The organism is Paenibacillus sp. FSL H8-0261, from assembly GCF_045040645.1.
GTDB lineage: Bacteria > Bacillota > Bacilli > Paenibacillales > Paenibacillaceae > Paenibacillus_AQ.
In genome coordinates this window covers 1,761,788-1,787,381 of the sequence record NZ_CP150297.1, presented here as the reverse complement: position 1 = coordinate 1,787,381, position 25,594 = coordinate 1,761,788, and the positions used below count along the sequence as shown (strand labels likewise).

Here is a 25,594-nt window from a genome sequence, read left to right as displayed (position 1 = left end):
TTTTTTCTTAGCTTTACTATACTTTTTTTATAACTTTTAACCTATGTATTCTGAAACAAAAAAACTCCCTTCGTTCTACCCTCCTTTTGGATTTATTTGTTAGTTACTAATATATATATCTTATTGTTAGCTTTGTCAAAAGAAAAACAGGGATGCTCTTATAGAAAGAACATCCCTGTATCTTATTAAGATTTTCTCTTACGCATCATATCAAAGTATGCTACCGGCTGATCTACCTTCATGCGGACACGTTGCAGAGGATGACGAGCTGCGTCAAGCGGGTTGCCTGCTTCATCCCACAATTCCGCTACAGTCTGCTTAAAGAATGTATCATTGGGTCCGAAGAATTCAACTTCCTGCCCTGGCTTGAAGTGATTGCGTTGCTGAATGAGCGCCATTCCACTTTCAGCATCGTATTCTAGTACAAGTCCGGCAAAATCATAAGGAGCGGCTTTTTCTTCAGGCTCATAGATATGATCTTCATGATCCGGAGTATCATAGAAGAACCCTGTGTTAAGCGGACGATTCGCCGCTTTATTCAGCTCATCCAGCCACTCTTGCTTCAACTCGTACCCTTCCGGATCAGCCATGTAAGCATCAATAGCTTTACGATAAGCGTTAACTACAGTAGCTACATAGTGAATCGACTTCATTCGTCCCTCGATCTTGAAGCTGTCAATGCCTACTTCAATGAGTTCAGGGATACTTTCCAGCATGCACAAATCCTTAGATCCCATGGAGAAAGGATTATCTCCTTGCTGATGCAGTGGAATCTGAGTTACACCCGGAAGCAAAGGTGCCGGAGATTGTACTTCTGCTTCAGCTTGATCTTCTTCTGACACCCAAGTGCCTTCAGGACGCGCATCCTCGAACAAATCATATTTCCAACGGCATGACTGACAGCAGCCTCCACGATTGGAGTCACGGTCTGTAAAGTGATTGGATAATACACATCGACCGGAGTATGAAGAGCACATCGCACCATGGATAAAGCTCTCGATTTCAATGTCAACATGCTTCTTAATCTCAGCGATCTCTTCCAGGCTTGTCTCACGTCCGAGTACTACACGTGGCAGACCCTCTTCTTTCCAGAAGGATACCGCTTGCCAGTTCAGTGTAGACTGCTGAGTACTCAAATGTACCTCTAATCCAGGTACTAAACGGCGTGCTGTATCTACAATGACCGGATCAGCAACGATAATAGCCGCAATGCCAACTTCATATAAGTTACGCAGATATTCTTCAATCCCTGCGACATCTTCATTGTGAGCATAAATGTTCGTTGCAACAAATACCTTAGCGCCGTATTTCTTGGCGAATTCAACACCTTCACGCATTTCCTCAAAGCTGAAATTGTCTGCTCCTGAACGCAAACCGTATTTCTGCCCTCCGATATAAACAGCATCCGCACCATAGTGTACTGCGAATTTTAATTTCTCCAAATTACCGGCCGGAGCTAGGAGCTCCGGTTTGTCCAGACGGTAACGTTTGCCCTTGTATTGCGGCTTTGTCATGGTTCCCATTCCTGTTCTCCCCTCCATCGCCCCACAAAGTGATGTCTATGCATGCTTACTGCACCTAGTCTTTGCGGGGAACTAAAAAACTTTCATTAAATTAAACTTAATATACTTGCTCTTTATAGAAAAATCCGAAGCTTAGCTCCCGTTCTGGATCCTGCAACGTTCTGACAGCTTCCATCCAATCCTCTTGGAAAGAGTATGCTTCTGGATCAGCTACATAGAGATCAATAGCTTTGCGATAAGTCTTAACAACCGCCACATTATACGCTGTTGATTTCAACAATCCTTCAATCTTAAAACTCTGTACGCCTGCAGCCATAAGGATATGAAGATCCTCCAAAATACAAATATCTTCCGAACTCATAATATGTGTACCGTTCTCGTCTTCATAGATTGGGAACTTTTGGTCATCTCGTTCTGCCTCGATCAAAAATAGACCACGTTCCTTACCAAGACTGCCGCCCTCGCTTGGACGTCCTTGATGTGACATATAGCTTTCTACAAGCTTACGCTTGGAATGGTATATATTGGTCATGCCATGAACCTGAACCTGTGCCTCTACCTCTAAAAGCGGAACCATTTCCGTCATTTCATCCATATTCAGCTCACGGGCAAGAACGACGCGAGTAGCACCTTTACGCCCCCAATAATTCGCGGTTGCGTAATTGGTAGAGGTCATTTCCGCATTCCAATGCAGATTCATGCCCGGTGCTTCCTTCTTCACTGTGGTTAACACAGCAGGATCACCGAACTCAACACCGTCAACACCAACTTCACCTATCGCCTTCACATAGGCAGGGAGCTCTTCGAGAAGAAGGTTGGACATGAGTCCACCTAGTCCAGCATATACTTTGCAGCCACGCGCATGTGCCATTTCTACAACAGCAGCTGTATCCTCCAGAGAGAAATGTCCGGCAAGACGCATGCCAAAACGGTCATCCCCGATGAGCAATGCATCTGCTCCGGCATCCAGCAAAGCAGCAGCTTCCTCTAAGGATGCTGCTGTCGCCAACAATTCCGGTTTGTTAATCATGTTGTACCTCCTACTTGTACAGTTATTTCAACCGCACCACTCTTCATTTTAATATTTTATTTCGATTCTTGCTTACTTTTTTCGATATTGGCTAAATGTTCCTTGTAGGTCTTAGCAAACAAATGGCCCTGTGTACCATCTTTCTTAGTCACATAGAAGTAGTATTCAGATGCCTCAGGTTCAAGTGCCGCCTGAATGGAGGCCAGCCCCGGATTACTAATAGGTCCCGGAGGAAGCCCAATATTTCTATACGTATTATAAGGACTGTCAACTTCCAAATCTTTATATAACAGTCTTTCCTTCTGTTTGTCGAGCAAATATTGAACCGTAGCATCAATCTCCAGCTTCTGCTCTTTCTTTAAGCGGTTATAAATCACGCCAGCAACTAGTGGTCGTTCACTATCTACCACAACCTCACGCTCGACTAACGAGGCCACTGTCAACAGCTCATGAAGTGTCATTCCACGCGCTTCTAGCTTTTGCTTCCAATTCGGAATCGTGTCCAGTTTCTTCTGGAACTGATCCAATAATGCCTCTACAACTTCCTGCGGCGTACTATCCTTGGCTAGTTCATACGTCTCAGGGAACAAATACCCTTCAAGCCGATGACGAAGGTTCTTATTCTGTGGGATACCTAGAACATCAATTCCCTTCAAGCCCGCACCGGTATCCATTATTTCGAGAAAAATAGCAGCATCCTGATTCCAAGCCTCAGCAAGCTTCTTGGCAATCTGCTCAGCAGTATATCCTTCCGGAATCGTAAAAGTTACGGTCTCTTCCTTAACAACATCACCCGCATTTAGCCTCTCGATGAGCTCGTCATAGGTGTCTCCTGGACTAGCAACATAAGTACCAGCTTTGAAGCTGGAACCTTCTTTGGTCCATTTCAAATACCCCTTAAAAAAAAGACTGTTCCTAATAATGCCATTTTGTTCGAGCAGATCAGCAATTTCAGCGCTGCCCATGCCCTTCTCTATCGTAAATGTTACGGCAGGTCCTGCAGGTTCTACCGGCTGCATCCCGTTCCAAATGTACCAAGCGCCTCCGCCTCCTGCTGCTACCAGCAAAAGAATAACAATAAGCACAGTACGGATTGCGGATTTCAAGTCAGGTTCCTCACTTTCCGACTATAAAGTATAAAAGTGTACTACTTAAAATTCAATACATATTTCATGATCATGATTGTTGTTTTAATTATATTGATCGTATTCCAAGCAAAAAGAGCGCGGAATTCTCCGCCCTCTTCCGTACTCATCATAAATGTAACGTACATGTTTAAAGCTTATTCTGCATCGTCCACTGGAAAAGTCATCTCATCATATAGCTCAGAGATGTCTTCCCACTCTTCATCGTCCACGATGTTCTCTAGTTCCGGAAGTCCGTTAGGAGAGACAACGATACGCAGAATTTCATATTCCACGTCTTTACCGGTGCCTTTCAGCACCGCATAGCCAATACCACCGACTTCAAATTCGGCGATAATATCGTAAATGGAAGACTTGCCCTGCTCATCTTCCAGTTCTACTGTTTCTCCATAGGCTTCCTTAAGCCGCGAAGTCCATACCGCTTGATCAGCGGATAAATCAGTCATTCTCAGATCCTCCGTCCAACTCGTCAACCAGTGTGTTGAAAGTCTCTTCGACAATCGCCCACTCCTCGTCATTATCGATCATGAACAATTGAAGATCGTCGCCTTCTTCCACATAACGGAACGCATAAACCTCATCGGTTTCCTCGTCCTCGGAATCAAGCGGAACCACCATCATGTACTTAGCGTCCGAGCCATCAACCTCAAACTTCATAATGACCTCGAATTCCTCTTCATTACCTTCCTCATCAGGAATATAGATAATTTCCGGTTCTTCCTCTTGGCCAATCTGTTCGTTTGTCATATCCTCGCACCCCTCACCTTTTACTGTTAGCATCCAAAAAATTTTGCAAAATCAGGGCTGCAGCCATTTTGTCCACAATCCCTTTGCGTTTCTTCCGGCTGACGTCCCCTTCAATCAGCACCCGCTCTGCGGATACCGTCGTCAGACGCTCATCCCAAAGGTGTACGGGCATTGCAAATTGCTCCCGTAGCTTGTCAGCGAACTCTATGCAGATTTCGCCCCGGGGTCCTACTGAGCCGTTCATATTCTTCGGTAGACCAACTACAATCTCTCCAATTTCGTGCTCCGTAACAAGTTCACGAATACGTTCGAACTCATTACCAGTACCGCGGCGCTCAATCGTTTCAAGAGCTTGTGCCGTCCATCCAAAAACATCGCTTGTGGCTACACCGATTCTACGGTCGCCGTAATCCAATCCTAACTTCTTCATCATCTGGGATTATCCACCTTGTGATTGACGAGGTAGAATCTAACCAGCTCTTCAATCAGCTCATCACGTTCTTTTCTCCGGACCAAACTTCTCGCATTGTTATGACGCGGAATGTAAGCTGGGTCTCCGGAAAGTAGATACCCTACGATCTGATTGATCGGATGATACTCTTTCTCCACCAGTGCATCGTATACAGCGAGCAATATTTCCTGGGGAGAAGCTTCCTTTTCGTCGCCCTTCACATTGAATTTGACCGTTTTGTCCATGGAGTCCATTTGTGACACCTTCCTTCTGCAAAATCACCCTAAAAGGGCGGCTTCGCAAAGTTGCTACTGTGCAGCTCACTTGCTTCCTTTATCATAACATATTCATAGCCCAACGAGGAAATCCTGCGCGTGGAATAACGCTTTTTTTGGCATTTCCTCTACAAAAATAATGATATTTTTGGCTTTTAAGCTATTGTCAAGCACAACTATTCATGAAAATCTAACCACCTGTTAATAAAGAGTAGCGGTACTGATGTCAAACTCTCAGTACCGCTATGTTTTTTCGTAATACGTTTAAATTAAGAAATAGTTTCGTAATTTTTATTTATGCTAGGGAAGCCACTAATTCTTCTGCTTTAGCCAGTGCCTCGCCAAGCTTGGAGGCATCTTTACCACCAGCTTGTGCCATATCTGGACGTCCGCCACCGCCGCCACCGCATACTGCTGCGACTTCTTTAACGATCTTACCAGCGTGGAAGCCCTTCTTCACCAGATCCTGTGGTACAGCTACAACAAAGTTCACCTTGTCGTCCATGGCAGCACCCAGAACAAGTACAGCATCCGGGAGCTTCGATTTCAATTCATCTGCAGTAGAACGCAGAGCGTCCATATTTCCTGCTTGAACAGCAACAGCAAGAAGCTGTGTACCTGCACCAACCGTCTTCACACTGCTTGTTAGTTCAGCGGCAAATGTTGCGCTCAGCTTAGATTGCAAGGATTCATTCTCACGCGAAAGCTCACGCACTTGGTTATGCAATGCTTCAATCCGTTTTGGAACGTCGTTCAGAGAAGACTTCAGTAGACCCGCAGATTGCTTGAGCAGATCCAGTTGGCTCTCAGTGAACTGATAAGCGTAACGTCCAGTCACTGCTTCGATACGGCGCACTCCGGAACCAATACCACTTTCGCTAAGCAGCTTGAAAATTCCAATTTGAGACGTGTTGGATACATGGCATCCACCACAAAGCTCAAGGCTGTAATCGCCGACTTGAACGACACGGACAATATTGCCATATTTTTCACCAAATAATGCCATAGCGCCCATAGCCTTAGCTTCGTCAATTGGCTTGTTCTCAATGACTACATCAAGGCCACGCCAAATCTGTGCATTCACACGATGCTCGATGTCGCTTAGTTCTTCCGGTGTAATCGCTCCGAAGTGGGAGAAGTCAAACCGTAAACGTGCACCTTCTACTAAAGATCCTGCTTGGTTGACATGACCGCCAAGAACCTCTTTGAGCGCTTTATGCAGTAGATGAGTAGCTGTATGGTTCTTCACGATATCTTCACGCTGTGCACGATCCACTTCAGCGCGAACCGATTCGCCTACTTTCAATTCTCCAGCTTCCACAGTTACCAAATGTACATGTTGACCATGTGGAGCCTTGAACAATCCTTTAACCTTAGCTGTAACTGAACCGCCAGTAAGCAGACCTGTGTCACTTACTTGTCCACCACTTTCAGCATAGAACGGTGTTGCCTCAAGAATTACTTGGCACTCTACGCCTTCGCCAGCGGTATCGACCAATTCATCACCCACAACAATAGCCATGATTTTCGACTCTGTTACCGAGTCATTATATCCAACAAATTCACTTTTAACCGTCAGATCCGCTAATGCGCCACCTTGGATCTTCATGCTGCCACCGTCATGACGTGCAGCTCTTGCACGATCACGCTGTTCTTGCATAGCGACATCGAAGCCTTCACGGTCTACAGTTAATCCTTGCTCTGCTGCGAAATCTTCAGTCAGGTCAAATGGGAATCCGTAAGTGTCATATAGCTTAAATGCATCAGCTCCAGCAATCGTGCTGTGCCCATCTGCTTTTGCTTTAGCGCTGATCTCACCCAAGATAGCCAATCCATCAGACAATGTCTCATGGAAACGTTCTTCTTCTGTACGGATAATCTTGGCGATATATTCCCGATTCTCGACAACGGATGGATAATATACACCCATAATCTCACCAACGGTTTCCGTCAACTCATGCAGGAACGGACGATCCAGACCCAGGGTCTTTCCGTAACGAACAGCACGGCGTAGCAAACGGCGGATAATATAACCACGACCTTCATTAGAAGGAAGTACTCCATCCCCTACGGCAAAAGTAACGGTACGCACATGGTCAGCGATAACTTTAAGCGCGATATCCTGCTCAACATTATCTTTATAAGTTACACCAGCAAGCTCAGCTGTTTTTTGAATAATCGGTTGGAACAAATCGGTATCGAAGTTGGAATCTACATCTTGAAGAATGGATGCAAAACGCTCCAGTCCAGCACCGGTATCAATGTTCTTGTTCGGAAGCGGCGTATAGCTGCCATCCTTGTTATGGTTGAATTGTGAGAACACAAGGTTCCATACTTCAAGCCAACGTTCGTTTTCTCCGCCTGGATACATTTCTGGATCACTCATGTCGCTGCCATAAGCTTCGCCGCGGTCATAAAAGATTTCCGAACAAGGACCACAAGGGCCTTCGCCGATATCCCAGAAGTTCTCATCTCCCAGCTTAATGATGCGTTCTGCTGGCAAGCCCACTTTTTCATTCCACAGCTTGAATGCCTCTTCATCCTCAGCATACACAGTGACGGAGATACGTTCTGGATCGAAGCCGATCCACTCCTTGCCAGTCAAGAATTCCCAAGCCCATGTGATAGCTTCTTCTTTGAAATAATCGCCGATAGAGAAGTTACCTAACATTTCGAAGAATGTATGGTGACGGCGTGTCTTCCCTACATTCTCGATATCATTGGTACGAATACATTTCTGCGAGTTCGTCAGGCGCGGATTCTCAGGAATCTCACGGCCATCGAAGTATGCTTTCAGCGGCGCCATACCTGCGTTGATCCACAACAGCGAAGGATCGTTATGCGGTACGAGAGATGCACTAGGTTCAATCTTGTGACCTTTACTTTCAAAAAACTTAAGCCATTTGGAACGAATTTCACTTGCTTTCATTGTTTACAGCTCCCGTCTCATCTTTTTAATTCGGCTCATGCGCCAGATTGTACAAATTTTCTAAAAAATAAAAACAAAAAAACGCCCCTGAATAATTCAGGGACGATTAATATCGCGGTACCACCCTGGTTATCGCCTTGACCCAATTTACGGGAAAGTTAAAGGGCGATCGCCTTGTCGCGGCTGATAACGGGTGCCCCCGGTGAGTTTGTGATCTCACACTCCGAAATTAGCTTTCCACCGGCCTGTCTTCAAGGTTCTCCCAGCCATTACGAAATGCTTTCGTAAAGGAACCTGTTCTCTGATCAAGCCATCCTCCGGCGTACTTCATTTTCATCAACGTTTTATCCGATTTACATTTTAACATTTCAAGTATAGCCAGTGCCCCTTCATCTGTCAATCTAAGGAGGAGTTAAGGATAACGTGAGAATATATGATTTTTGTAATGGTGAACTCGGGCACTTAAAGAATATAGTAAATCTCAGATATCATTTGGAAAATTATGTATTAAAAATAATGCTCTAGAATACGCAATGCTCGGGTAAAACCTAAGGAGGATTACAAATCATGCTGCGCAATAAAGTAACTGAGGAGCTATCGATTGTTAAAGTTAAGCCTACATCAATACGCTTTATCGTCAGTCTCATTTTTATTCATATTCTCTTCACTCTAACGGTTAACCTTGTCCTTTTTGCAAATGGAACTTTAAGCGTTATTGCCAAAAGCACAAACGGATGGATCAACGAAACGTTAGCTGCAAATCTGTTCGGTCTTGTGTTAGAAGTGGTTATTTTCTTATGTATAATAGCTAAATTATCACCTAAGGATTTGGGGTTAACAAAAAATAAGTTATTAGCAGGACTTTTCGGTACTTTATTATTTTGGCTCGCAATTAACATTGTTGATTTAGGTATGACATTACTGACTCACTCAAGTTTAACATTCAATAATGATATCTTTACGAATTCGAACGTCGTCTTTGGTGAATTCCTGGGTCAGATTTTCGGAAATGCTTTACTGGAAGAAGTTTTGTTTCGGGGCTTTCTGCTAGTTCAAATCTATCTCTTATTAAAAAAAGTCAATAACAATCCTTCACGCATTGGTTATGCAATGCTTATCTCACAATCTATCTTTGCCGCTATACATATCCCCAATCGGATCTATTCAGGATTAGTCGGAATGGATTTTGTTTATGATTTTATCGTACTAGTAATTCTAGGGGTCATATTCTCATTACTCTATGTCTTAACCAAGAATCTATTTTTCGTGATTGGCGTCCATTCCTTAATGAATGTTCAGATTATGTTTTGGAATAGTAGTTTTACTCATACAGCAACGTTAATCTGTGTGTTGTTACTGACTTGTCTTTTAATTTGTTTCAAAAGGAAGGAATTCCGAGCGCAGAAATCAGAGAGGGCAGTGCCAAGCTGAATAAATGGAATCAGAGAACTTTCTAGAATCGAGACTGACCCAATTGTAATCATAATCAGCTAAAGCAAGCAGTCGATAACCAAAACGGAGGGCAGCAATTCTCTAGTAAATATGAGAAAAGCTGCCCTGTGCTGTATTTTTACGTTTTTAATATAAAAGAGCTACGTTTCCGTCAGCTGGCGTAGGCAGTACGTATCCTTAACAACAATTCTAAATCAGCTTGTGTGCAAACCACTTTTCGCCCCTGAATCGCCAAAGAAAAATACCCCCGCGAACGGCCCACTCGCAGTTCATCGCCAGCCAGACACCCATGACGCCGTAGCCCAGTACGATCCCAAGGATGTATCCAAAAATCACCCGAAACAGCCACATCGTCAGCATTGAGGTAATTGAGGTGAAGCGGGAATCTCCCGCTGCCCGCAGTGCGGACGGCAAAATAAAGCTGACGGCCCACAGCGGAACTTGGGCAATGGAATTCACCAGCAGCACCACAAACAGATCGTCAATGATCTCGGGAGGTGGGGAAAAGATCGATACCAGCGGGTGGAATAGCGGCATCAGAATCAAGGCGATCAACGCCAAAGAGCCAGACCCGATCCAGAGAAAGGACTTGATGAACTTTCTGGCTTCTGAGACATTCCCCCGCCCAATACATTGGCCGACCACCGTTACAATAGTAAGCGACAGCGCGCTGGCTGGAATTTGAAACACCAGAGCCAGCGAGCCGGCAATGGCATTGGTCGCAATGGCATAAGTGCCTAGGCTGACAATAAACACCTGAGTGAGCAGTTTCCCCCCGTTGAAGAACATCTGCTCCGCTGCGAACGGCACGCCGATGAACATGATTCTCCTCAGCATGGTCAGAGGGATTCGGAATAGGTCACGAAAACGCACCCGCAGGGCCGTATCCACCTTGAACAGATACACCAGGGCACAAACCATACCTGCATACCGCGCGATATTAATCGCAAGCGTCATCCCCAGCACACCCATGTGCAACAGGTTAATGAAGACCACGTTCAGGATAACATACAGCAAGTTCATGATGAGCGACAGCATCAAAGAAGCCCGTGTCTTGCCCACTCCTCGCAGAGCTCCGCATACCGCCTGAACCACCGCGATGCCCAGATATGAGATGCTGCTGCCGATCAAGTAGATGCGGGCATTGTCAAGCACTTCGGGTGAGGCGGTGCCGAACAAAAGGTTCAATATAGGAGTATGTAAGCCCATCAGGAGCAGACCGATTCCCAAAGCGATCAGCGACACCGAAGCGACCGAAGCGGCCGTAGCCTGGGACACCATCCGGTCGTTTCCGCTCCCTTTGTACTGCGCGACTACCACTGTCCCCCCGGTTGCAACCGCCACGAACACATTGATCAGAAAAATATTCAGCGAATCCACCATATTCACTGCACTGACCGCTGCCATCCCGGACGAGCTGATCATTGCGGTATTTACCAGATTAAGTCCAATAATGAAGGCTTGGTCAATCAGAATTGGAATAAATAAAGCTATAATTTGCCGATAATCCATCCCCTCCCCAGAAAGATATTTCTCCAGCAATCTTTTCTTCTGAAGACTCGCGCGAAGCTGCATAACATATCACATTCTTTTCTGTAAAATGGAAAAAACTCTTCATCCGAAGAGCTTTTCAACAAATTATACCCATTATACCGTGGGCACTTTACATTCAGTTTACTATAGATACACTTTTAAGTCTTTAATCAGGAGTCAAAAAACAGCAACTGTCCTCTACATATTTGGAGAACATAAACTTCATCAGAATTATGCAACTTCGGACCATCAGACCATAGAATCATTCGTTCATCAAAAGTATTGGCAAAAGTCTTTAAGCAGATTGCGTTATGCTTGATGTTTATGATCGATCTTTGCATTTACGCAAGAAAAACGCCTGACGGCTTCCTTGGAGATAGAGTAGAGTTACAAGCTGAGTACATCCGTAATTCCATAATCGTATCTATATACACCTTCGTAGTGAGGTTCCGAGAGACGGACCATATTGCACTTATTCCCTAATAATAAACCTATTCCCGGGTGACTTGGGGCGGATAACGGCGCTGGCTCGCTTACGTTACCATCAGCACATTGTATTTGGTTTTTCGCATACATTCGGCTCGTTTACGTTACCATCAGCACATTGTATTCGGTTTTCCGCATACATTTGGCTCGTTTACGTTACCGTCGGCACATTGTATTTGGTTTTTCGCATACATTTGGCTCGTTTACGTTACCATCAGCACATTGTATTTGGTTTTTCGCATACATTCGGCTCGTATACGTTAATGGCGGCACATTGTATTCGATTTTTCGCATACATTTGGCTCGCTTACTTACCGTCGGCACATTGTATTTGGTTTTTCGCATACATTTGGCTCGCTTACGTTACCATCAGCACATTGTATTTGGTTTTTCGCATACATTCGGCTCGTTTACGTTACCATCAGCACATTGTATTCGGTTTTTCGCATACATTTGGCTCGCTTACGTTACCGTCGGCACATTGTATTCGGTTTTCCGCATACATTTGGCTCGTTTACGTTACCGTCGGCACATTGTATTTGGTTTTTCGCATACATTCGGCTCGTATACGTTACCGTCGGCACATTGTATTCGATTTTTCGCATACATTTGGCTCGTTTACGTTACCATTAGCACATTGTATTCGGTTTTTCGCATACATTTGGCTCGTTTACATTAGCGTCGGCACATTGTATTCGATTTTTCGCATACATTTGGCTCGTTTACGTTACTGGCGGCACATTGTATTCGGTTTTTCACATACATTTGGCTCGTTTACATTAGCGTCGGCACATTGTATTCGATTTTTCGCATACATTTGTCCGTAAGCTTGACTAAAACATGCATTTCGAAGGATATAAGGTCCGCTCGGCCCGTTATACATCCTAAAGAGGCGTGTGCTCAATTAAAAACAGGGCTCCCCATGGCCACCAGTTGAATATAGGCCATCCCATAAATTCATTTCACATTTCTCCGCAATCTCGAAATTTTATAAATTCTATTCCATAAAAAAAACCGCGCTAGGCGCGGATTCTTAAAGAAACTATTAAGCCTTGTATTATTTTGCACTCTCGGCAATCGTCTTATAAGCCGCTAAATCTGTATACACTTCCACCTTAAGCGGATTGCGTTTATGTTTGGTAATTTTATAGAAGTGATAGACAAACACTGCAATATTAGCTGCTAAAGATAATGCACTCACAACCCAAAGCGCCGTTTCGCTGTGAGAAGATTGTACGGAGAACTTTGAATCGCCAACAAACGCCGGGAACGACATTGTAAACATCATCCAAATCGCCAAGGTTTGTGCACGGTGCTGTAGCCATGCTCCTTTTTTGAAGAAGAATGCTGGAATTGTACAAGAGATTAGAAGAGCTGCACCTGCATAGAAGGAATGGTCAGAAACTGCGTTATATACATAGGCAAAGTTCCAAATGTCATAAGCAATGATCCAGAACCACAGCTGGTCCGGCCACAACATATCCTTACTCTTGTCTTTACTAATAACAATACCCATCCAACCAGAAATCGTAATAATGTTCAGAATACCTGCGATCCCGTTCATAATGTTCCAAGGACCACCTACCATCATTACGCCATCCACCATGCCTTGCAAGCTGTACACTTGGAAATCACGGATAACTGCTTCAAGAATGTTAACTGCAAGGATAATCGCCGGGAACATTAATATATATTTATTTTTGTCCCATCCTTTAACATAACGGATAGCCATAAACCCTATACATCCTGCCAAGGCAGAATATACTTTTACCCAGTGAAACCATGTTCCAGTACTGGAGCCTTCGCCTGCCGTATTCGGCCAGACCGCTATGGTAAGAACAATAGGGACAACGATAAACAGAATGATTGAGAACCACTTGCTTCTTCGAGCTATTTCGTTGAAAATCATTAATCCTGCAAGTACCACTAACCACATTAGAGCAGAGTACCAAGGAATCGATTCGAATAAAAACATAATGTATTCCTCCTTCATATTTTGTATATAAGCTATGTCTTGAGTCCAATATATCCCATCCTCCTTCGAACGATCAAACCACTCAAAACGTTGATTTATCAAGGTTTTCATAGTCTCATTTCGAGTTGAGTTTACACATCAATAGGACTGGAATTCATCCAAGGTCCTACCCCAAGTAAGGGAATCTATTAGAAACTATGTCTACAGAACTACAGACTGTAAACCTAACTCGAACGTAAAATAACCCCACAAAGTGGAGTTTTGCTTTAATGCTTACTCAGTTAATTTGTGAGAGGCCCAAAATATATACTTTATGCAATATAAAAAAAACCTTGCCGACAAATTTCTTTGTGGACAAGGCTTACTACTCACGCATTTTTAAAAAAATCTTTCAACTAAGTATTTCGAATATACGATACAGTTCTCCAGTGTAGGAAAATTCATGATTTCTCCAGCATAATAGATCTTATCTCTTCCCTGCATCTGATCAAGCCGTTCATAGAAGCCTTCACGAATCGCATTAGAATCTACATGGGGGAACTGCTTCCAGCGCTTCATCATATACAGACGGATATTCTCGCCGCCAAGCTCGCGAAGTTTATTTTCTACCTTTTCCCTCATCTCGAGATCTGTCATCTCATCATTCTCCGCTACATAAACCGTAACTAGATCCGTTGTTCCCATATCTGCCCACCTGTAATACCATGCCATCATATGTCCCTTGCGTTCAGGATTCATATTGCAGGGGATATATCCAGAAAGCTCCGGCAACCCCTTCACTCTGTAAGCATATACCCGAAACCGTTCATAGATTATACACTCAAACAATGCTCTGTCTACCGAAGATAAGTGAATCATATCGCCCAGATGCTCTAAGGAAGCAGTATAAATAACCTTGTCAAAATAAAAGATATCCTGGTTTGTTTCCACCCGAACTTGACCATTTCCCTCTTGCTCCATATGTAGCACTTCACAAGTCAGACGCAGATCCTCTACTTGGTCGGCCATTCTTCTAATGAGTTCAGTAACTCCCTTAGGCCAGGTTATCATGTGAGTGATCTCAATAAAGGATAATAAATTATCATAAGTAAGAAATTTCAATACATAGGCGGCCGGCACATCCTGAATACTCCCAAAACCAAAAGTATTGAAGTAATGCATATATACCTGCCCAATTACAGATAGATCATTCTCCGTACACCAATCTGAAAAGGGCTGACATAGATCTGCCGGTAAGTGTAGAAAACCCGGTTCTTGTAGTGACTTATAACGTTTCAAAATTTCCGGCAACCGTTTGAATTCTTGGGTAAACATCTGAATTTGGTCCATAGGAATCTGAGTAGTTTTTCGCCCATTTGTATCAAAAAATCCCCGTTCCAAGAGTGGCCCCTTATCCATAAGATCAAACTCCCTCATGAGTTCAATCGTATGTTTATAAGTTGGCAAGCCGATTAGAGTTCCCATTTCATAGGTTTTCCCTTTATATTCAATCGAATGACACTTGCCACCTACTCGGTCTGACTTCTCAAGGAGAGTGATATGGTTATATCCTTTTTTCGCGAGCTGGTAAGCAGCTGTAACCCCAGAAATCCCTGCACCGATGATCCCTATTCTGTCTTCATACTTCATATTAGTCATCATCCGTTATCTCCTTGTAAATAACCATAATGGCAAGGTCTCACGCTGACCTGCATACTCAAGTGCGACATCCGATGGTATTTTACCTTGATTAGGTCCGTCTGTGATCACCCTGCTGAAGTTATAGATCCTTAAATATTCGTGTAAGCGCTTTTCTAAAGTCTCAAAGGAATCAATCGTATCATCCAACCAAGCCTGCTGATAGAACTCTTTCGTCAACACTGCTACAAATTGCTGTAAGGGCTGAAATACTTCTGTCTGATCTGCAGTAATAGCTACTTGATTTATGTTGTTCTTATGTAAAAAATCGCTGTATTTATGTTTACCTCTATCCCAGTTCGTAGTAAATTCACGACTCTTGTTCGTAACCAGATTATTAATTTGGAATTCTAAGGTCTTCATCAATGGGATGACCTTCAAATCCATAAAATCGATAAAATGAATGGCGGACTTCCGATTATATAGCTTAACTAAGCCTAATCTGGAATAGGCATCGTAGACCACGTATTGATACACCTTTCCTACCCTTGGGAACACTCCCATATAGCTAATACTCTGTTGGCACATATACCCGGGATGAGCATTTTCCGGATTTTTCATCCTATAGTCCAGAGGTTTTGGTTTCTCTTTACACCCTCTGCTGTTAGCCGCTTGCGCGCCGTCCCGCTTCTTTGCTTTAACTTCTTTGGCGTAAGCCTCCCGTTCTATTCTCTTACTAAGTCCATTTCGACGTAGCACATTATAAATACCTGACTCCCCTATGTTCACACCCTCATCCTGCAGTTCGTAAAAGATTCGCTTGGGTCCATCTTCAGGGAATTTGGCAACGTATTGTAAGATCAATCTTTCCGTTCGCTTATCCACTTTATTAGGCATTACCGGCTTTCGTTCCTTCTCTGCCAGTCCATCCATCCCCTGCTCTTGGTAAGCTTTACACCACTGATAATAGATCGTCCGGGATATGCCAAACTCCTTGCAGGTTTCGCTCACATTGTTGCTGATAGTCCCTTGCATGAGGATATGATATTTGTTGTTTGCATTCATCTATTACACCCCCTATTCTTTATTTTAAACATAGTTGGCGTTAAATACAGTGCTATTCTACAAAGGATAGGTGAAAAACTTATACTTTCTAATATTTTTAAAAAAGAGAGACAGCTCAAGGCTTCTCCCCATTCCGAACAAAATGTGTGATGTATGCCCCACCGGAAATCTCCAAACAGTTCAGACGTTGACCATAGGCACATCCACCATCCACACCAATCTTATCGCCCAGCGGACTAAACCAGATGTCTTCCGAATCATGTAGATCCATCGTCGAGGTATGACCGAAAATAACCGTTTTGTCAGTGCTAACTACAGGATTCGTATAAAATGGCTCTCTGATCCAGATAAAATCGTACGGCTCCTGCTGCTTCCAATCCTCTATTAATGGATTAATGCCCGCGTGGACAAAGATATGGTCTTCCGTCTCATGATAAAGTGGCAATGAACTTAGAAAGTCCAAATGATGTTTGTATTTCTGTCTAATTTCTTCTTTCAGCAGCATATAATCATGCCAGCCAAAATCCTCTTTAAAAAAATCAGAATTCGCCTCACAATAGCTCATCAATGTATACAAACCACCGTTGTTTAGCCAATGCGTATCCAGTTTATCATCCTCGCTGGTGAGCGCGTCATAGGCCATTTTATCATGATTGCCTTTTAGAACTGTGACGTCCCATTCCCGCTTTAGGGCCATAACTTGATCCACAATTCCTTTACTATTGAGACCTCTATCCACATAATCCCCCATCAGGATGAGCTTGTCCTCGGATGGCCGATAGTTTATTTTTTTTAATAATGCGTTGAATTCGGAATAGCTTCCGTGAATGTCGCTAATCGCTAATATTCTGATTGTAATTCCTCCTTGCTCTGGATGCTGCAAGCTAAAACGCCTTCGGCGTCCTTTAAAGGACGGTGAGCGTTTATGCGAGAATTATAAGGATAAAGTATATCGCGAAACTTATACTTTCTTATAATTAAAAAAAGACGTTCCGGGCAGAGGCACCGAAATATCTTTTTTTGTAATGGTCGCTATACGGAATCCATAACGAGCGGATCTTCATCGGATTGAGTAAAAAGCTGGCGGCTTCTGACTTCATGCACCGCTTCTTGAAAACGATCACACAGAAAAATCAACTGGTCGATCTCTTTCTTACCCACCTTTTCCGTAACTTCACTTAGAATACCTGAAAAAGTAGCCATCTGGGAGTCATAAATCTGCTCCCCTTTATTCGTCAGACCAATATATACAACCCGCCGATCGGTATCGGACGTTGTTCGCACCACATAACCCTTCTCTTCCAAACTGTTAACCATTTGTGTCGCAGTAGGTCTGCTAATTTGGAGCAGGTCGCTTAATCTAGAAATCATGACTCCCTGCTGCTCTTCGACTTCGTCTGAAAGCTTCTTTCGCTTCATTAAATTGTTTATGACATACATCATCATAAATTCTCTATAAGAAATCACTTCCTTTGAGGACGGACGAGAGGTCAAACGTTTAATATTTTCAAAGGCTATAATTAGCTTTTGCTCTTGACTATTTTGAGTATCCATAGGGCACCTCCAATTTAACTCAATCTAATTAGATTACTTACCTATTTCCAAAAAATCAAGTCCAAATCACATTCTGTTTCCATAAAAATTAAATAATTAAACAGTTGTGCTAAATGATGAATTTGTGTATTATACATAAATGATAGTTTGGCTACCTAATTATTAAGACGTGAATTCCCAAACTACAATATATAGAAGTTAAAGGAGAGGAACAGCTCTGGAGCATCTTACGCAAAAGAAAAAAGTTACAATTATGATTGCTTTAATGGCGGCTATGTTTTTCGCAGCAATCAACCAGACCATTGTGGGTACTGCAATGCCCCGAATTATTGCGATGTTAGGAGGCATTGAACATTATACTTGGGTAATTACCATCTATATGCTCACCTCTACAATCGCTACCGTACTTGTCGGCAAATTATCCGATATCTATGGAAGAAAGCCATTCCTCTTAGCGGGGATCGTTATTTTTATTATAGGCGCTTTCCTGTCCGGATTGTCGACAAATATTTTCCAAATGATCACTTATCGCGGGATTCAAGGTCTTGGCGGCGGGATTCTAATGTCGGCTACCGTAACCGCTGTAGGTGATTTGTTCGCTCCTAGAGAGAGAGCCAAGTGGACTGGAATTATGATGGCCATATTTGGATTCTCTAGTGTAATTGGTCCTACCCTTGGCGGCTTCATGGTGGATCACATGGCTTGGAAATGGATCTTCTGGATCTTCTTGCCTTTCGGTATCGTGGCTTTCTTCATGATTTGGAAAATGTTCCCTAAAACTGCACGCTCCACTTCAGAATCCATTGACTACTTAGGCTCCATTTTCCTTTCCCTTACCATTGTTGCACTCTTGCTCGGCTTTTCATGGGCGGGTACAAAATATGAATGGGGTTCCCCAGAGATTCTCAGCTTGTTCGGGGCATCTATTCTCGGAGTTATTATTTTAATTCTGATTGAACGAAAAGCTAAAAGTCCAGTATTGCCATTATCCTTATTTAAGAATTCCATCGTAACCATCTCCATGGTTGTCGGCTTCCTGATGAATGCCGGTATGATGGGCGCAATGATCTATCTGCCATTTTTTGTCCAAGGTGTAGAAGGTGTCTCCCCAACCAACTCGGGATTCATTAATATGCCAATGTCATTAGCAATGATTGTACTTAGTACGCTTGTGGGTAGATGGATCTCCAAATCAGGTAAATACAAGCGTTATGCCCTGATGGGTATGCCATTTATGGTTGTAGCCATGATCATAATGGCCTTTATGAGCAACATTGCGATGGCCGTAGTCAGCATGATTGTCTTCGGGATTGGTTTAGGACTATCGATGCCTGTATTTACCTTAACCGTGCAAAATGCTGTAGCTCCCTCCATGCTAGGAGTTGCTACTGCTACAAATACTTTGTTCCGTAATTTAGGTGGAACCATCGGTATCGCTATTATGGGTACCATCATGAACACTTCATTAACGAATAAACTAGAGGCAGCAGTGTCCTCTGGCAAGGGTCCAGATTTAACCAAACTTGACCCTGAATCCGCTAAACAACTTTCCGCATTTATGAATCCGCAAATGCTGCTAGATCAGCCTAAGCTGAAGGAACTGCATACAACGCTGCCAGAGCAGATCCAGCCGCTCTTCAATCAATTGATTGAGATGCTGCGGAACGCACTAAGCGATTCCCTGACGGTTGTATTCTTAAGCGGCACGGCACTGTTAGTCATTGCAGCATTGCTTGTCCTGTTCCTTAAAGAGATTCCGTTACGAAGTGGTGAGAAAAAAACAGAGGTAACTGCAGAGGGAAAAAGCGAAGGCAAAAACCTTGAAAAGTCAGTACCTGCTGCACACTAATCACAAATAAATATACATTAGAGATGTCCGTAAACAGCTTTGGCTGTGCGGCATCTCTTTTTTATGTGAAGGAGATTAGGATTCGGTTGGTTGATCGTTCAATTCTTCGAAATAATCGTAGACTTCGTTTAACAGCTCCATTAACGAATCTGTCTTTTCTCTACCCATATAATCAATCATGCCTTTAAAGGTATTTCGGGATTTCGTCACGGCCATTTCGGCCAAATGCTCTCCTTTTTCCGTAAGCGTGATCTCACTGATTCGGCGATCCTGGGCATCGGCAGAACGCACTACATATCCCTGTGCAATCAGACTATTGACCATCTGTGTAACCGTAGGAGAAGTGACTTTAAGAAACTTGCTGATATCGGATACGGTCTGGCCCTTCTTCCCTTCCCGTTCCTTGCCGAGCTTTAAAGAAACCAACATCCGAACCTCACTTGGCTTCAATCCCCAGACTGTAGTTTTACGCCAATTCATCCTGGAAAATTGCTGGAAAGCTTCCATTAGTCCATCAACATTCTGATATTTATCTTCGTTCATCAGTACACCCCATAAGATCCATTTAACACTAAGTATAGCCTAATCGGGCATAAAAAAGAATTGATAGATGTCAGATATCCATTTTCAAATCATTACTATCGAGATGTATAATGGGATCAGAAGAAAGGGCTTGGTCGTCCTTTACTGACGATAAATGATACATTGTTATATATAAAATACAGGCAATTCACTCCTATTCGAAAGAGGTTATCTATCATGTCCTTTTCTTATTCTACATATGACGCTCTAGGGCTTGCTTCGCTTGTCAAAGCACGTGAAGTCTCCCCTCGGGAGCTTGTCGAAGCCGCTTTCGCTCGGCTCGATGAAGTTAATCCAGTTCTTAATGCAGTTGTACGTACTCGTAGAGAAGCTGCTCTTAAGGAAGCTGACGATATGCCTGTTCATGATAGCACTCGCCCGTTTGCTGGCGTTCCTTTTCTGCTCAAGGATATCTCCCAAGCTATCGCTGGAGAACCTCTTACTTCGGGTGCTTTGCTTATGAAAGACAATATTGCCAGACGTGACTCAAACTACGTAGCACGAATCAGAAACGGCGGATTCATTCCGCTTGGACATACGAATACACCAGAATTCGGCCTCAAAAACATTACCGAGAACGTCCTTCATGGCCCGGCACGTAATCCGTGGAATCCCGAATATTCCCCCGGCGGTTCAAGTGGTGGTGCAGCTGCAGCGGTAGCTTCTGGTATTGTTCCGGCAGCGGGTGCTAGTGATGGTGGCGGCTCGATCCGTATCCCTGCCTCGTTCACCGGCTTGTTCGGACTGAAGCCCACCCGCGGACGTACTCCAGTAGGACCAGGTGTCGGTCGTCAATGGCAAGGCGCTTCTATTGACTTTGCATTGACAAGGTCCGTACGCGATAGTGCTGCGATGCTGGATCTACTACAGGTTGTGCAGCCAGAGGCTGCTTTTCAAACACCTCTATATCCGGGCGTATACTTAGACGATCTATTCAAGCCAACACAGCGAAAACTACGCATAGCGTTCACAACAGCTTCTCCAGTAGGCACTCCTGTAACGAATGAAGCAGTCATTGCTGTGCTCAAAACTGTAAAATGGCTCGAAGCTGAGGGGTATGAAGTTGAAGAAAAGCTAAGTCCAGTAAATGGTGTTAGGCTGATGGAGAATTACTATACGATGAATACTGGCGAAGTGGCAGCGATGTTCGTATCGCTGGAAAAAATGATGGGACGTTCCATTACTTCCAGTGAAGTCGATATCGTTACTTGGGTCCTTGGGGAAGCCGGAAGAAAAGTCTCTGCGGCAGAATTTGTGCATAGTCTGGATGAATGGGATATTGCAGCCGCTCAAATGGCAGGTCTGCTTAACCGCTACGATCTGTATATCACACCAACAAATGCGGATTCAGCTCCTAAGATTGGCGAGTTAACGCATAGCTCTGCTGAAATAGAAAAACTGCTGCATGTACATGAGTTGCCGAAAGAGGAACAAGAGCGAATGATTTACGCTATGTTTAAACCAAGCCTAACCTACACACCGTTCACCCAGCTCGCCAATTTGACGGGTCAGCCAGCTATGAGCGTTCCCGTCCATATGTCGCAAGAGGGTCTACCGTTGGGGGTACAGGTAATGGCTGCTAAAGGCCGGGAAGATTTACTGCTTCAGCTTGCAGCCCATCTTGAACAATCCGAGCTGTGGGTAGGGATGACAGGGAATCCGCTCTTTCCATGATGAAATTCATGAAGTGGTGGCTAAGTCAATTGAGGATCATAGTTCTATTACTTAACTATGCTCGATCCTATTGAGAATATAATGATCGTAGGAAGATCGATAAAGATTTGAATCAAATCAAAATGAGATGGCCAAACAATGACTATGATTGGATCAAAATAGATAATAGTATTAGCGCTAATGTATAGCAGATATATATTAATAAATTAATGATTCTGGTTAGCTTGTCCACAAAAATAAACCGTTCCTCGATGCCCAGTTCCCGACCACATTTTGGAACATAATAACAGACGTTTTTAAAGTGTCCACAAAAGCATGCTTTTACGGCTGCCGATCGATAAGCCGGTCGTTGGATTGCGCTTCAGCTTGCCATTCACCAGGAATGTATTGGCAGCAGCAGCTGCGGTGGATCCGCGAACCGGCCAGCGCCGGGGTAGCCAGGGAATACCTGCAGGCACTCCTGCAGACGGCGGGTATGGCCACCGGTGAGCGCTGCAGCGAGCAGCCTGACGTATGCCCGTTCGCGGTATCCACATCCGGAAGCCGCCGGCTGCTACCGATCGCTGAGCCGGCACCGTGCCGGGTAGTCCGGGAACTGCGGCAGGCACTCCTGCAGACGGCGGGTATGGCCACCGGTGGGCACTGTAGTGAGCTGCCAGGCGTTCGCCGGTCCTGGTGCATCCGCCTCCGGAAGAGCGCCGGATGCTGCGGATCAAAAACCCGATCACCTGGTTGTGCTGCAACTTGCAGCAGCAGCATCTGCGGCGGATCCGCGAGCCAGCACTGAGCCAGGGAGCCCGAAAATAACTGCAGGTACTCCTGCAGACAGGAATGGCCACGGGTGAGCACTGCAGCGAGCAGCCCAGCGTTCGCCGACCACCCAGAGATTGACCTATATTGGAATCCCTCAAGCATAAAAAAGGAACCCGCGCTGGTATCAGCGTGAATTCCCCTCACCTGTAAGATTGTTATTTAGCAACTGCAATCTTCATTTCCAAGTCCTTGTAATAGGTCTTGATCCATTTTTTTCCTGAGTCTTTCAGGATGTCTCCTTTAGCGTCTATGGTGTACGTAAATGGCCTAATTGTGATGGTTTTCGGCACTGCTTTGAAGGAGGCTGCATAGAACAGGTCTTCTTTAATGTTTGCTGTGATCGGTTGCTTGATGTCGATGTCGCTGACGGTTGCCTGAATTAGATTTCCTTTCTCATCGGCAATGTCATACAACATCTTGCTTGAACGCCCTTTGGATTTGGCTGCTCCAGGAACTTTCCCGCTGCTGTGCAGCTTGAGTTCCATCATTAACGGCGTCATCTGGAAATAGTCCACGGTATAGCTAAAATCCCCGCTTTTTTGAGTTGTACCCGGCTGCAAGGTTGCAAGACTATTCAGCTTTTTCACCGGGACGGTAAAGGTAAATGGCTCCTTGACGCTCTTGGTGTACACCTCTATCGTCATTTTGAATTCATCCGCGAGCTGCGGTTTGCCATCTTTGGGGATGTTGAAAGAGAGCAAAGCTGCCCTTTCATCTTCCGGCATAGACGTCACATAGGGAAGATATAACATCCTTTTCCCATTAACAGACAAAACCGGGATCTGCGCGATATCAATAATGATCCCCTTACCCACAGTGCCTCCCTCCTGCCGGAATGCCATGTCAAGACGGTTACCGTCAAACATTACTTTGGATATACTGAGCGTTACGCCCTCGTGGGTAATCGCTAGATTGGAACTGGCAGATTGCCCGGAGGTCTCGGCACTAACGGTTGAAGGGAACCCGCTGCCTGTGACTGCCATTACCAACGTTACTGCCAATGCTGCTCCAGCGAATTTTTTTCTCAATTCAGGTTTCATAGAATTCAATGGATTAGCTCCTGTCCTATTTTTTATGAAAAGAAAAAGGGAGCTATCCCCAGGTCATTATTGATGACCTGCGGGACTGTCCCCTTCTCTAATGGATTAAGGCTTAACAGGAATGGTCAATTCCAGATCTTTCAGATATGTTTTCTCACCCACACTGTTCTTTCCTTGGCCGACAACGCTCCAATCCTTGTTGTTCACAGTAAGAGTAAATGGCTTGATTGTAATCGTTTTAGGTGTGCCAGCAAAAGGAGAAAACAGTTGATCAATCTGATATTCAGTCTTGGGTTCGCTGTTGAAATACTCGAATCTGCTCGGATTCACGACATTTCCTTGGTCGTCTACAAGCTCGTAATAGACCATACTGGCGCTGTAATCACCGGTTTGCCCCGGAGATTGTGGTACTTGGCCCTTACTATCCAGAACGAAACGGGTGGACACCGGCGAAATATCCAGTTGCTTAACGGTATAACTGAACTGTCCGTCAGATTTGGAGGCCTCTGGTTTCACAACAATCGATTTATTCTCCACGTTCACAGGAATCTTGAATTCAAAAGCTTCTTTCACCTGTGTGACATTCGCCTGAATGGTCAGCTCGAATTGGTCAGGCAAATTTAGACCCTTAGTCACTTCAACTACATAAGCATTCTTCTGCCTAGGCGAGTCGCCAAAGCTGCCTCCGCCATATTCAATGGCTTGTCCGTTAGCGAGGATCGTTGGCATTTTAATATAACCTTTAAGCTGATCCTTTTCCTCAACATCTTTTTCAAAAAGGTATGGAGAGCCTGTATTCGGCAAATCTACGCCTTCACGTTCCAAAACGAAGGACAACCGGGTTCCATCATAAAGTAAATTAGCTACCTTCAGCGTGATTCCTTCATGGGTTACACTCAGGTTAGGTTCTGTTACGATTCCTTGTTTAATGGCAGTATCCAAAGCTTCGTTGCTGGTTCCCTCAAAGAGAATTCCAACAATAGGAATTTGCTTTAACGTTGAAGCCATTGCCGGTGATACAAATCCCGTACCCACCACACCTGCACCTAGGATGGCTGCTGCTGCGGCCACTACTGCTGTTCTTTTCATTAAATTAGGTTTGGATGATGTTCTTTTCAATTCACTCGCTCCAATCGTATTCATAATTTGATAACTCATACTTTTCTTTGGTAAAGACGATTCACGAATCATTTGTTCGATGGCATTCATTTCAGCGAATTCCGTTTGTTCCGGCGAATGTCCCATGTGCTATCTCTCCTTTTTGGCTTTTACATTCCATCAGTTTGCGGCGCAATCGTTCATATTTTTTCCGTATGGTTGCGGACTTGAGGCCCATGATTTCGCCTATTTCCTCAAAGGTGTACTGCTCTACTGCCTTAAGGAGTAAAATATGACGCTCTTCAGTTGTGAGAAAAGTCAAAAGCTCATAAACCTCTGACTCATGACGGGAGATTTGCAGCACAGGCTGCTGCTCTTTATAATGATCGATCAGCTTAAGCCAGCGGCTCTGTCTCTTCTTCAAATTGATTAGATGATGGTATGCCATCTTATACAGCCAGGCTGAGAAGGATACTTGCCTGCTGTACTGGTGAAGATTTTGATAGGCGCGAATAAAGATCTCCTGTACGGCATCTTCCGTCTCCGCATGATTTTTCAGGATATAATAGCAGTAGGTATACATTTGCCGTTCAAACTGGATGATGATCGCACTGTATGCCTCTTTGTCTCCTGCTCTGACCTGTTCTACAACCGCTTCAATAGCATTCCATTTTCCTTCCTCTTCCCCGGGGATGGTTGGCTGCAAGAGCTCACCTCCTTTCTTGTTTACCTATATAACAATCTCGTAATGCTATT

At 44.2% G+C, this 25,594-nt stretch carries 22 protein-coding genes; 4 read left to right on the top strand and 18 right to left on the bottom strand.

Annotation, left to right across the window (positions count from 1 at the left end):
- Positions 1-185: 185 nt before the first annotated feature.
- From MHI27_RS07860 to alaS, 8 genes are all read right to left on the bottom strand, one after another.
- Positions 186-1,523, bottom strand: a complete 1,338-nt coding sequence (locus MHI27_RS07860; RefSeq protein WP_076284268.1) for a U32 family peptidase — start codon at positions 1,521-1,523, stop codon at positions 186-188.
- Positions 1,524-1,620: 97 nt separating this feature from the next.
- Entirely contained in the window at positions 1,621-2,553 is a 933-nt protein-coding gene (locus MHI27_RS07855; RefSeq protein ID WP_405175983.1) for a peptidase U32 family protein, read from the bottom strand.
- A 56-nt stretch (positions 2,554-2,609) separates the two neighbouring features.
- Positions 2,610-3,659 carry an endolytic transglycosylase MltG gene (mltG, locus tag MHI27_RS07850; RefSeq protein WP_339316583.1) on the bottom strand — a complete coding sequence of 350 codons (1,050 nt, stop codon included), beginning with the start codon at positions 3,657-3,659 and terminating at the stop codon, positions 2,610-2,612.
- 176 nt (positions 3,660-3,835) lie between these two features.
- Positions 3,836-4,144: a DUF1292 domain-containing protein gene (locus MHI27_RS07845; RefSeq protein WP_076284270.1), complete on the bottom strand. Its 309-nt coding sequence runs from the start codon at positions 4,142-4,144 to the stop codon at positions 3,836-3,838.
- Positions 4,137-4,445: a DUF1292 domain-containing protein gene (locus tag MHI27_RS07840; RefSeq protein ID WP_038569507.1), complete on the bottom strand. Its 309-nt coding sequence runs from the start codon at positions 4,443-4,445 to the stop codon at positions 4,137-4,139. The genes MHI27_RS07845 and MHI27_RS07840 overlap by 8 nt, the downstream gene beginning before the upstream one ends.
- A 13-nt stretch (positions 4,446-4,458) precedes the next feature.
- Positions 4,459-4,875 (bottom strand): Holliday junction resolvase RuvX, encoded by a 417-nt coding sequence (gene ruvX / locus MHI27_RS07835; RefSeq protein WP_042193474.1) that lies wholly within the window; start codon positions 4,873-4,875, stop codon positions 4,459-4,461.
- Positions 4,875-5,150: an IreB family regulatory phosphoprotein gene (locus tag MHI27_RS07830; RefSeq protein ID WP_042125473.1), complete on the bottom strand. Its 276-nt coding sequence runs from the start codon at positions 5,148-5,150 to the stop codon at positions 4,875-4,877. Before MHI27_RS07830 ends, ruvX begins: the two co-directional genes overlap by 1 nt.
- A 316-nt stretch (positions 5,151-5,466) precedes the next feature.
- Complete coding sequence (alaS, locus tag MHI27_RS07825) at positions 5,467-8,100, bottom strand: alanine--tRNA ligase (RefSeq protein WP_076300047.1); 2,634 nt, start codon at positions 8,098-8,100, stop codon at positions 5,467-5,469.
- 567 nt (positions 8,101-8,667) lie between these two features.
- Here alaS and MHI27_RS07820 point away from each other — a divergent pair.
- Positions 8,668-9,531, top strand: a complete 864-nt coding sequence (locus tag MHI27_RS07820) for a CPBP family intramembrane glutamic endopeptidase (protein ID WP_405175982.1) — start codon at positions 8,668-8,670, stop codon at positions 9,529-9,531.
- Positions 9,532-9,741: 210 nt separating this feature from the next.
- Here the strand turns inward: MHI27_RS07820 and MHI27_RS07815 are convergent, their stop codons facing one another.
- The 6 genes from MHI27_RS07815 to MHI27_RS07790 form a co-directional block, all read right to left on the bottom strand.
- Positions 9,742-11,127: an MATE family efflux transporter gene (locus MHI27_RS07815; protein WP_405175981.1), complete on the bottom strand. Its 1,386-nt coding sequence runs from the start codon at positions 11,125-11,127 to the stop codon at positions 9,742-9,744.
- 1,501 nt (positions 11,128-12,628) lie between these two features.
- Positions 12,629-13,546 carry a DUF5692 family protein gene (locus MHI27_RS07810; protein WP_042186069.1) on the bottom strand — a complete coding sequence of 306 codons (918 nt, stop codon included), beginning with the start codon at positions 13,544-13,546 and terminating at the stop codon, positions 12,629-12,631.
- A gap of 378 nt (positions 13,547-13,924) precedes the next feature.
- Positions 13,925-15,187 carry an FAD-dependent oxidoreductase gene (locus MHI27_RS07805; RefSeq protein ID WP_405175980.1) on the bottom strand — a complete coding sequence of 421 codons (1,263 nt, stop codon included), beginning with the start codon at positions 15,185-15,187 and terminating at the stop codon, positions 13,925-13,927.
- Between the two features lie 3 nt (positions 15,188-15,190).
- Complete coding sequence (locus MHI27_RS07800) at positions 15,191-16,228, bottom strand: helix-turn-helix domain-containing protein (protein WP_405175979.1); 1,038 nt, start codon at positions 16,226-16,228, stop codon at positions 15,191-15,193.
- 115 nt (positions 16,229-16,343) lie between these two features.
- Positions 16,344-17,111 carry a metallophosphoesterase family protein gene (locus MHI27_RS07795; RefSeq protein WP_405175978.1) on the bottom strand — a complete coding sequence of 256 codons (768 nt, stop codon included), beginning with the start codon at positions 17,109-17,111 and terminating at the stop codon, positions 16,344-16,346.
- Between the two features lie 149 nt (positions 17,112-17,260).
- The gene (locus MHI27_RS07790) at positions 17,261-17,782 is read right to left on the bottom strand and encodes a MarR family winged helix-turn-helix transcriptional regulator (RefSeq protein ID WP_052404196.1); all 522 of its coding nucleotides are present in this window, start codon (positions 17,780-17,782) and stop codon (positions 17,261-17,263) included.
- A gap of 253 nt (positions 17,783-18,035) precedes the next feature.
- Here MHI27_RS07790 and MHI27_RS07785 point away from each other — a divergent pair, with 253 nt between their 5' ends.
- The gene (locus MHI27_RS07785) at positions 18,036-19,631 is read left to right on the top strand and encodes an MDR family MFS transporter (RefSeq protein ID WP_262495798.1); all 1,596 of its coding nucleotides are present in this window, start codon (positions 18,036-18,038) and stop codon (positions 19,629-19,631) included.
- A gap of 75 nt (positions 19,632-19,706) precedes the next feature.
- Here the strand turns inward: MHI27_RS07785 and MHI27_RS07780 are convergent, their stop codons facing one another.
- Complete coding sequence (locus MHI27_RS07780; RefSeq protein WP_149647903.1) at positions 19,707-20,174, bottom strand: MarR family winged helix-turn-helix transcriptional regulator; 468 nt, start codon at positions 20,172-20,174, stop codon at positions 19,707-19,709.
- Positions 20,175-20,390: 216 nt separating this feature from the next.
- Here MHI27_RS07780 and MHI27_RS07775 point away from each other — a divergent pair, with 216 nt between their 5' ends.
- Together MHI27_RS07775 and MHI27_RS07770 are read left to right on the top strand one after the other, a co-directional pair.
- Positions 20,391-21,887, top strand: a complete 1,497-nt coding sequence (locus tag MHI27_RS07775; protein ID WP_076284279.1) for an amidase — start codon at positions 20,391-20,393, stop codon at positions 21,885-21,887.
- A 647-nt stretch (positions 21,888-22,534) separates the two neighbouring features.
- Complete coding sequence (locus MHI27_RS07770; RefSeq protein WP_405175977.1) at positions 22,535-22,732, top strand: hypothetical protein; 198 nt, start codon at positions 22,535-22,537, stop codon at positions 22,730-22,732.
- 123 nt (positions 22,733-22,855) lie between these two features.
- On the opposite strand, the gene MHI27_RS07765 is transcribed toward MHI27_RS07770, so the two are convergent.
- From MHI27_RS07765 to MHI27_RS07755, 3 genes are all read right to left on the bottom strand, one after another.
- Entirely contained in the window at positions 22,856-23,740 is an 885-nt protein-coding gene (locus MHI27_RS07765; protein WP_405176704.1) for a DUF5643 domain-containing protein, read from the bottom strand.
- 105 nt (positions 23,741-23,845) lie between these two features.
- On the bottom strand, positions 23,846-24,985 hold the full coding sequence (locus MHI27_RS07760; protein WP_076284283.1) for a DUF4179 domain-containing protein: 1,140 nt from the start codon (positions 24,983-24,985) through the stop codon (positions 23,846-23,848).
- A complete protein-coding gene (locus MHI27_RS07755) occupies positions 24,951-25,544 on the bottom strand; it encodes an RNA polymerase sigma factor (protein ID WP_076300054.1) in 594 nt (197 codons plus the stop codon). Before MHI27_RS07755 ends, MHI27_RS07760 begins: the two co-directional genes overlap by 35 nt.
- Between the last annotated feature and the right edge of the window lie 50 nt (positions 25,545-25,594).

Coding starts and splice junctions, on each gene's coding strand:
- MHI27_RS07860 (WP_076284268.1), bottom strand. CDS start 1,523: ATGGGAACCATGACAAAGCCGCAATACAAGGGCAAACGTTACCGTCTG.
- MHI27_RS07855 (WP_405175983.1), bottom strand. CDS start 2,553: ATGATTAACAAACCGGAATTGTTGGCGACAGCAGCATCCTTAGAGGAA.
- MHI27_RS07845 (WP_076284270.1), bottom strand. CDS start 4,144: ATGACTGATTTATCCGCTGATCAAGCGGTATGGACTTCGCGGCTTAAG.
- MHI27_RS07840 (WP_038569507.1), bottom strand. CDS start 4,445: ATGACAAACGAACAGATTGGCCAAGAGGAAGAACCGGAAATTATCTAT.
- ruvX (WP_042193474.1), bottom strand. CDS start 4,875: ATGAAGAAGTTAGGATTGGATTACGGCGACCGTAGAATCGGTGTAGCC.
- MHI27_RS07830 (WP_042125473.1), bottom strand. CDS start 5,150: ATGGACTCCATGGACAAAACGGTCAAATTCAATGTGAAGGGCGACGAA.
- alaS (WP_076300047.1), bottom strand. CDS start 8,100: ATGAAAGCAAGTGAAATTCGTTCCAAATGGCTTAAGTTTTTTGAAAGT.
- MHI27_RS07820 (WP_405175982.1), top strand. CDS start 8,668: ATGCTGCGCAATAAAGTAACTGAGGAGCTATCGATTGTTAAAGTTAAG.
- MHI27_RS07815 (WP_405175981.1), bottom strand. CDS start 11,127: ATGCAGCTTCGCGCGAGTCTTCAGAAGAAAAGATTGCTGGAGAAATAT.
- MHI27_RS07810 (WP_042186069.1), bottom strand. CDS start 13,546: ATGTTTTTATTCGAATCGATTCCTTGGTACTCTGCTCTAATGTGGTTA.
- MHI27_RS07805 (WP_405175980.1), bottom strand. CDS start 15,187: ATGATGACTAATATGAAGTATGAAGACAGAATAGGGATCATCGGTGCA.
- MHI27_RS07800 (WP_405175979.1), bottom strand. CDS start 16,228: ATGAATGCAAACAACAAATATCATATCCTCATGCAAGGGACTATCAGC.
- MHI27_RS07790 (WP_052404196.1), bottom strand. CDS start 17,782: ATGGATACTCAAAATAGTCAAGAGCAAAAGCTAATTATAGCCTTTGAA.
- MHI27_RS07785 (WP_262495798.1), top strand. CDS start 18,036: ATGATTGCTTTAATGGCGGCTATGTTTTTCGCAGCAATCAACCAGACC.
- MHI27_RS07780 (WP_149647903.1), bottom strand. CDS start 20,174: ATGAACGAAGATAAATATCAGAATGTTGATGGACTAATGGAAGCTTTC.
- MHI27_RS07775 (WP_076284279.1), top strand. CDS start 20,391: ATGTCCTTTTCTTATTCTACATATGACGCTCTAGGGCTTGCTTCGCTT.
- MHI27_RS07765 (WP_405176704.1), bottom strand. CDS start 23,740: ATGAAACCTGAATTGAGAAAAAAATTCGCTGGAGCAGCATTGGCAGTA.
- MHI27_RS07760 (WP_076284283.1), bottom strand. CDS start 24,985: ATGGGACATTCGCCGGAACAAACGGAATTCGCTGAAATGAATGCCATC.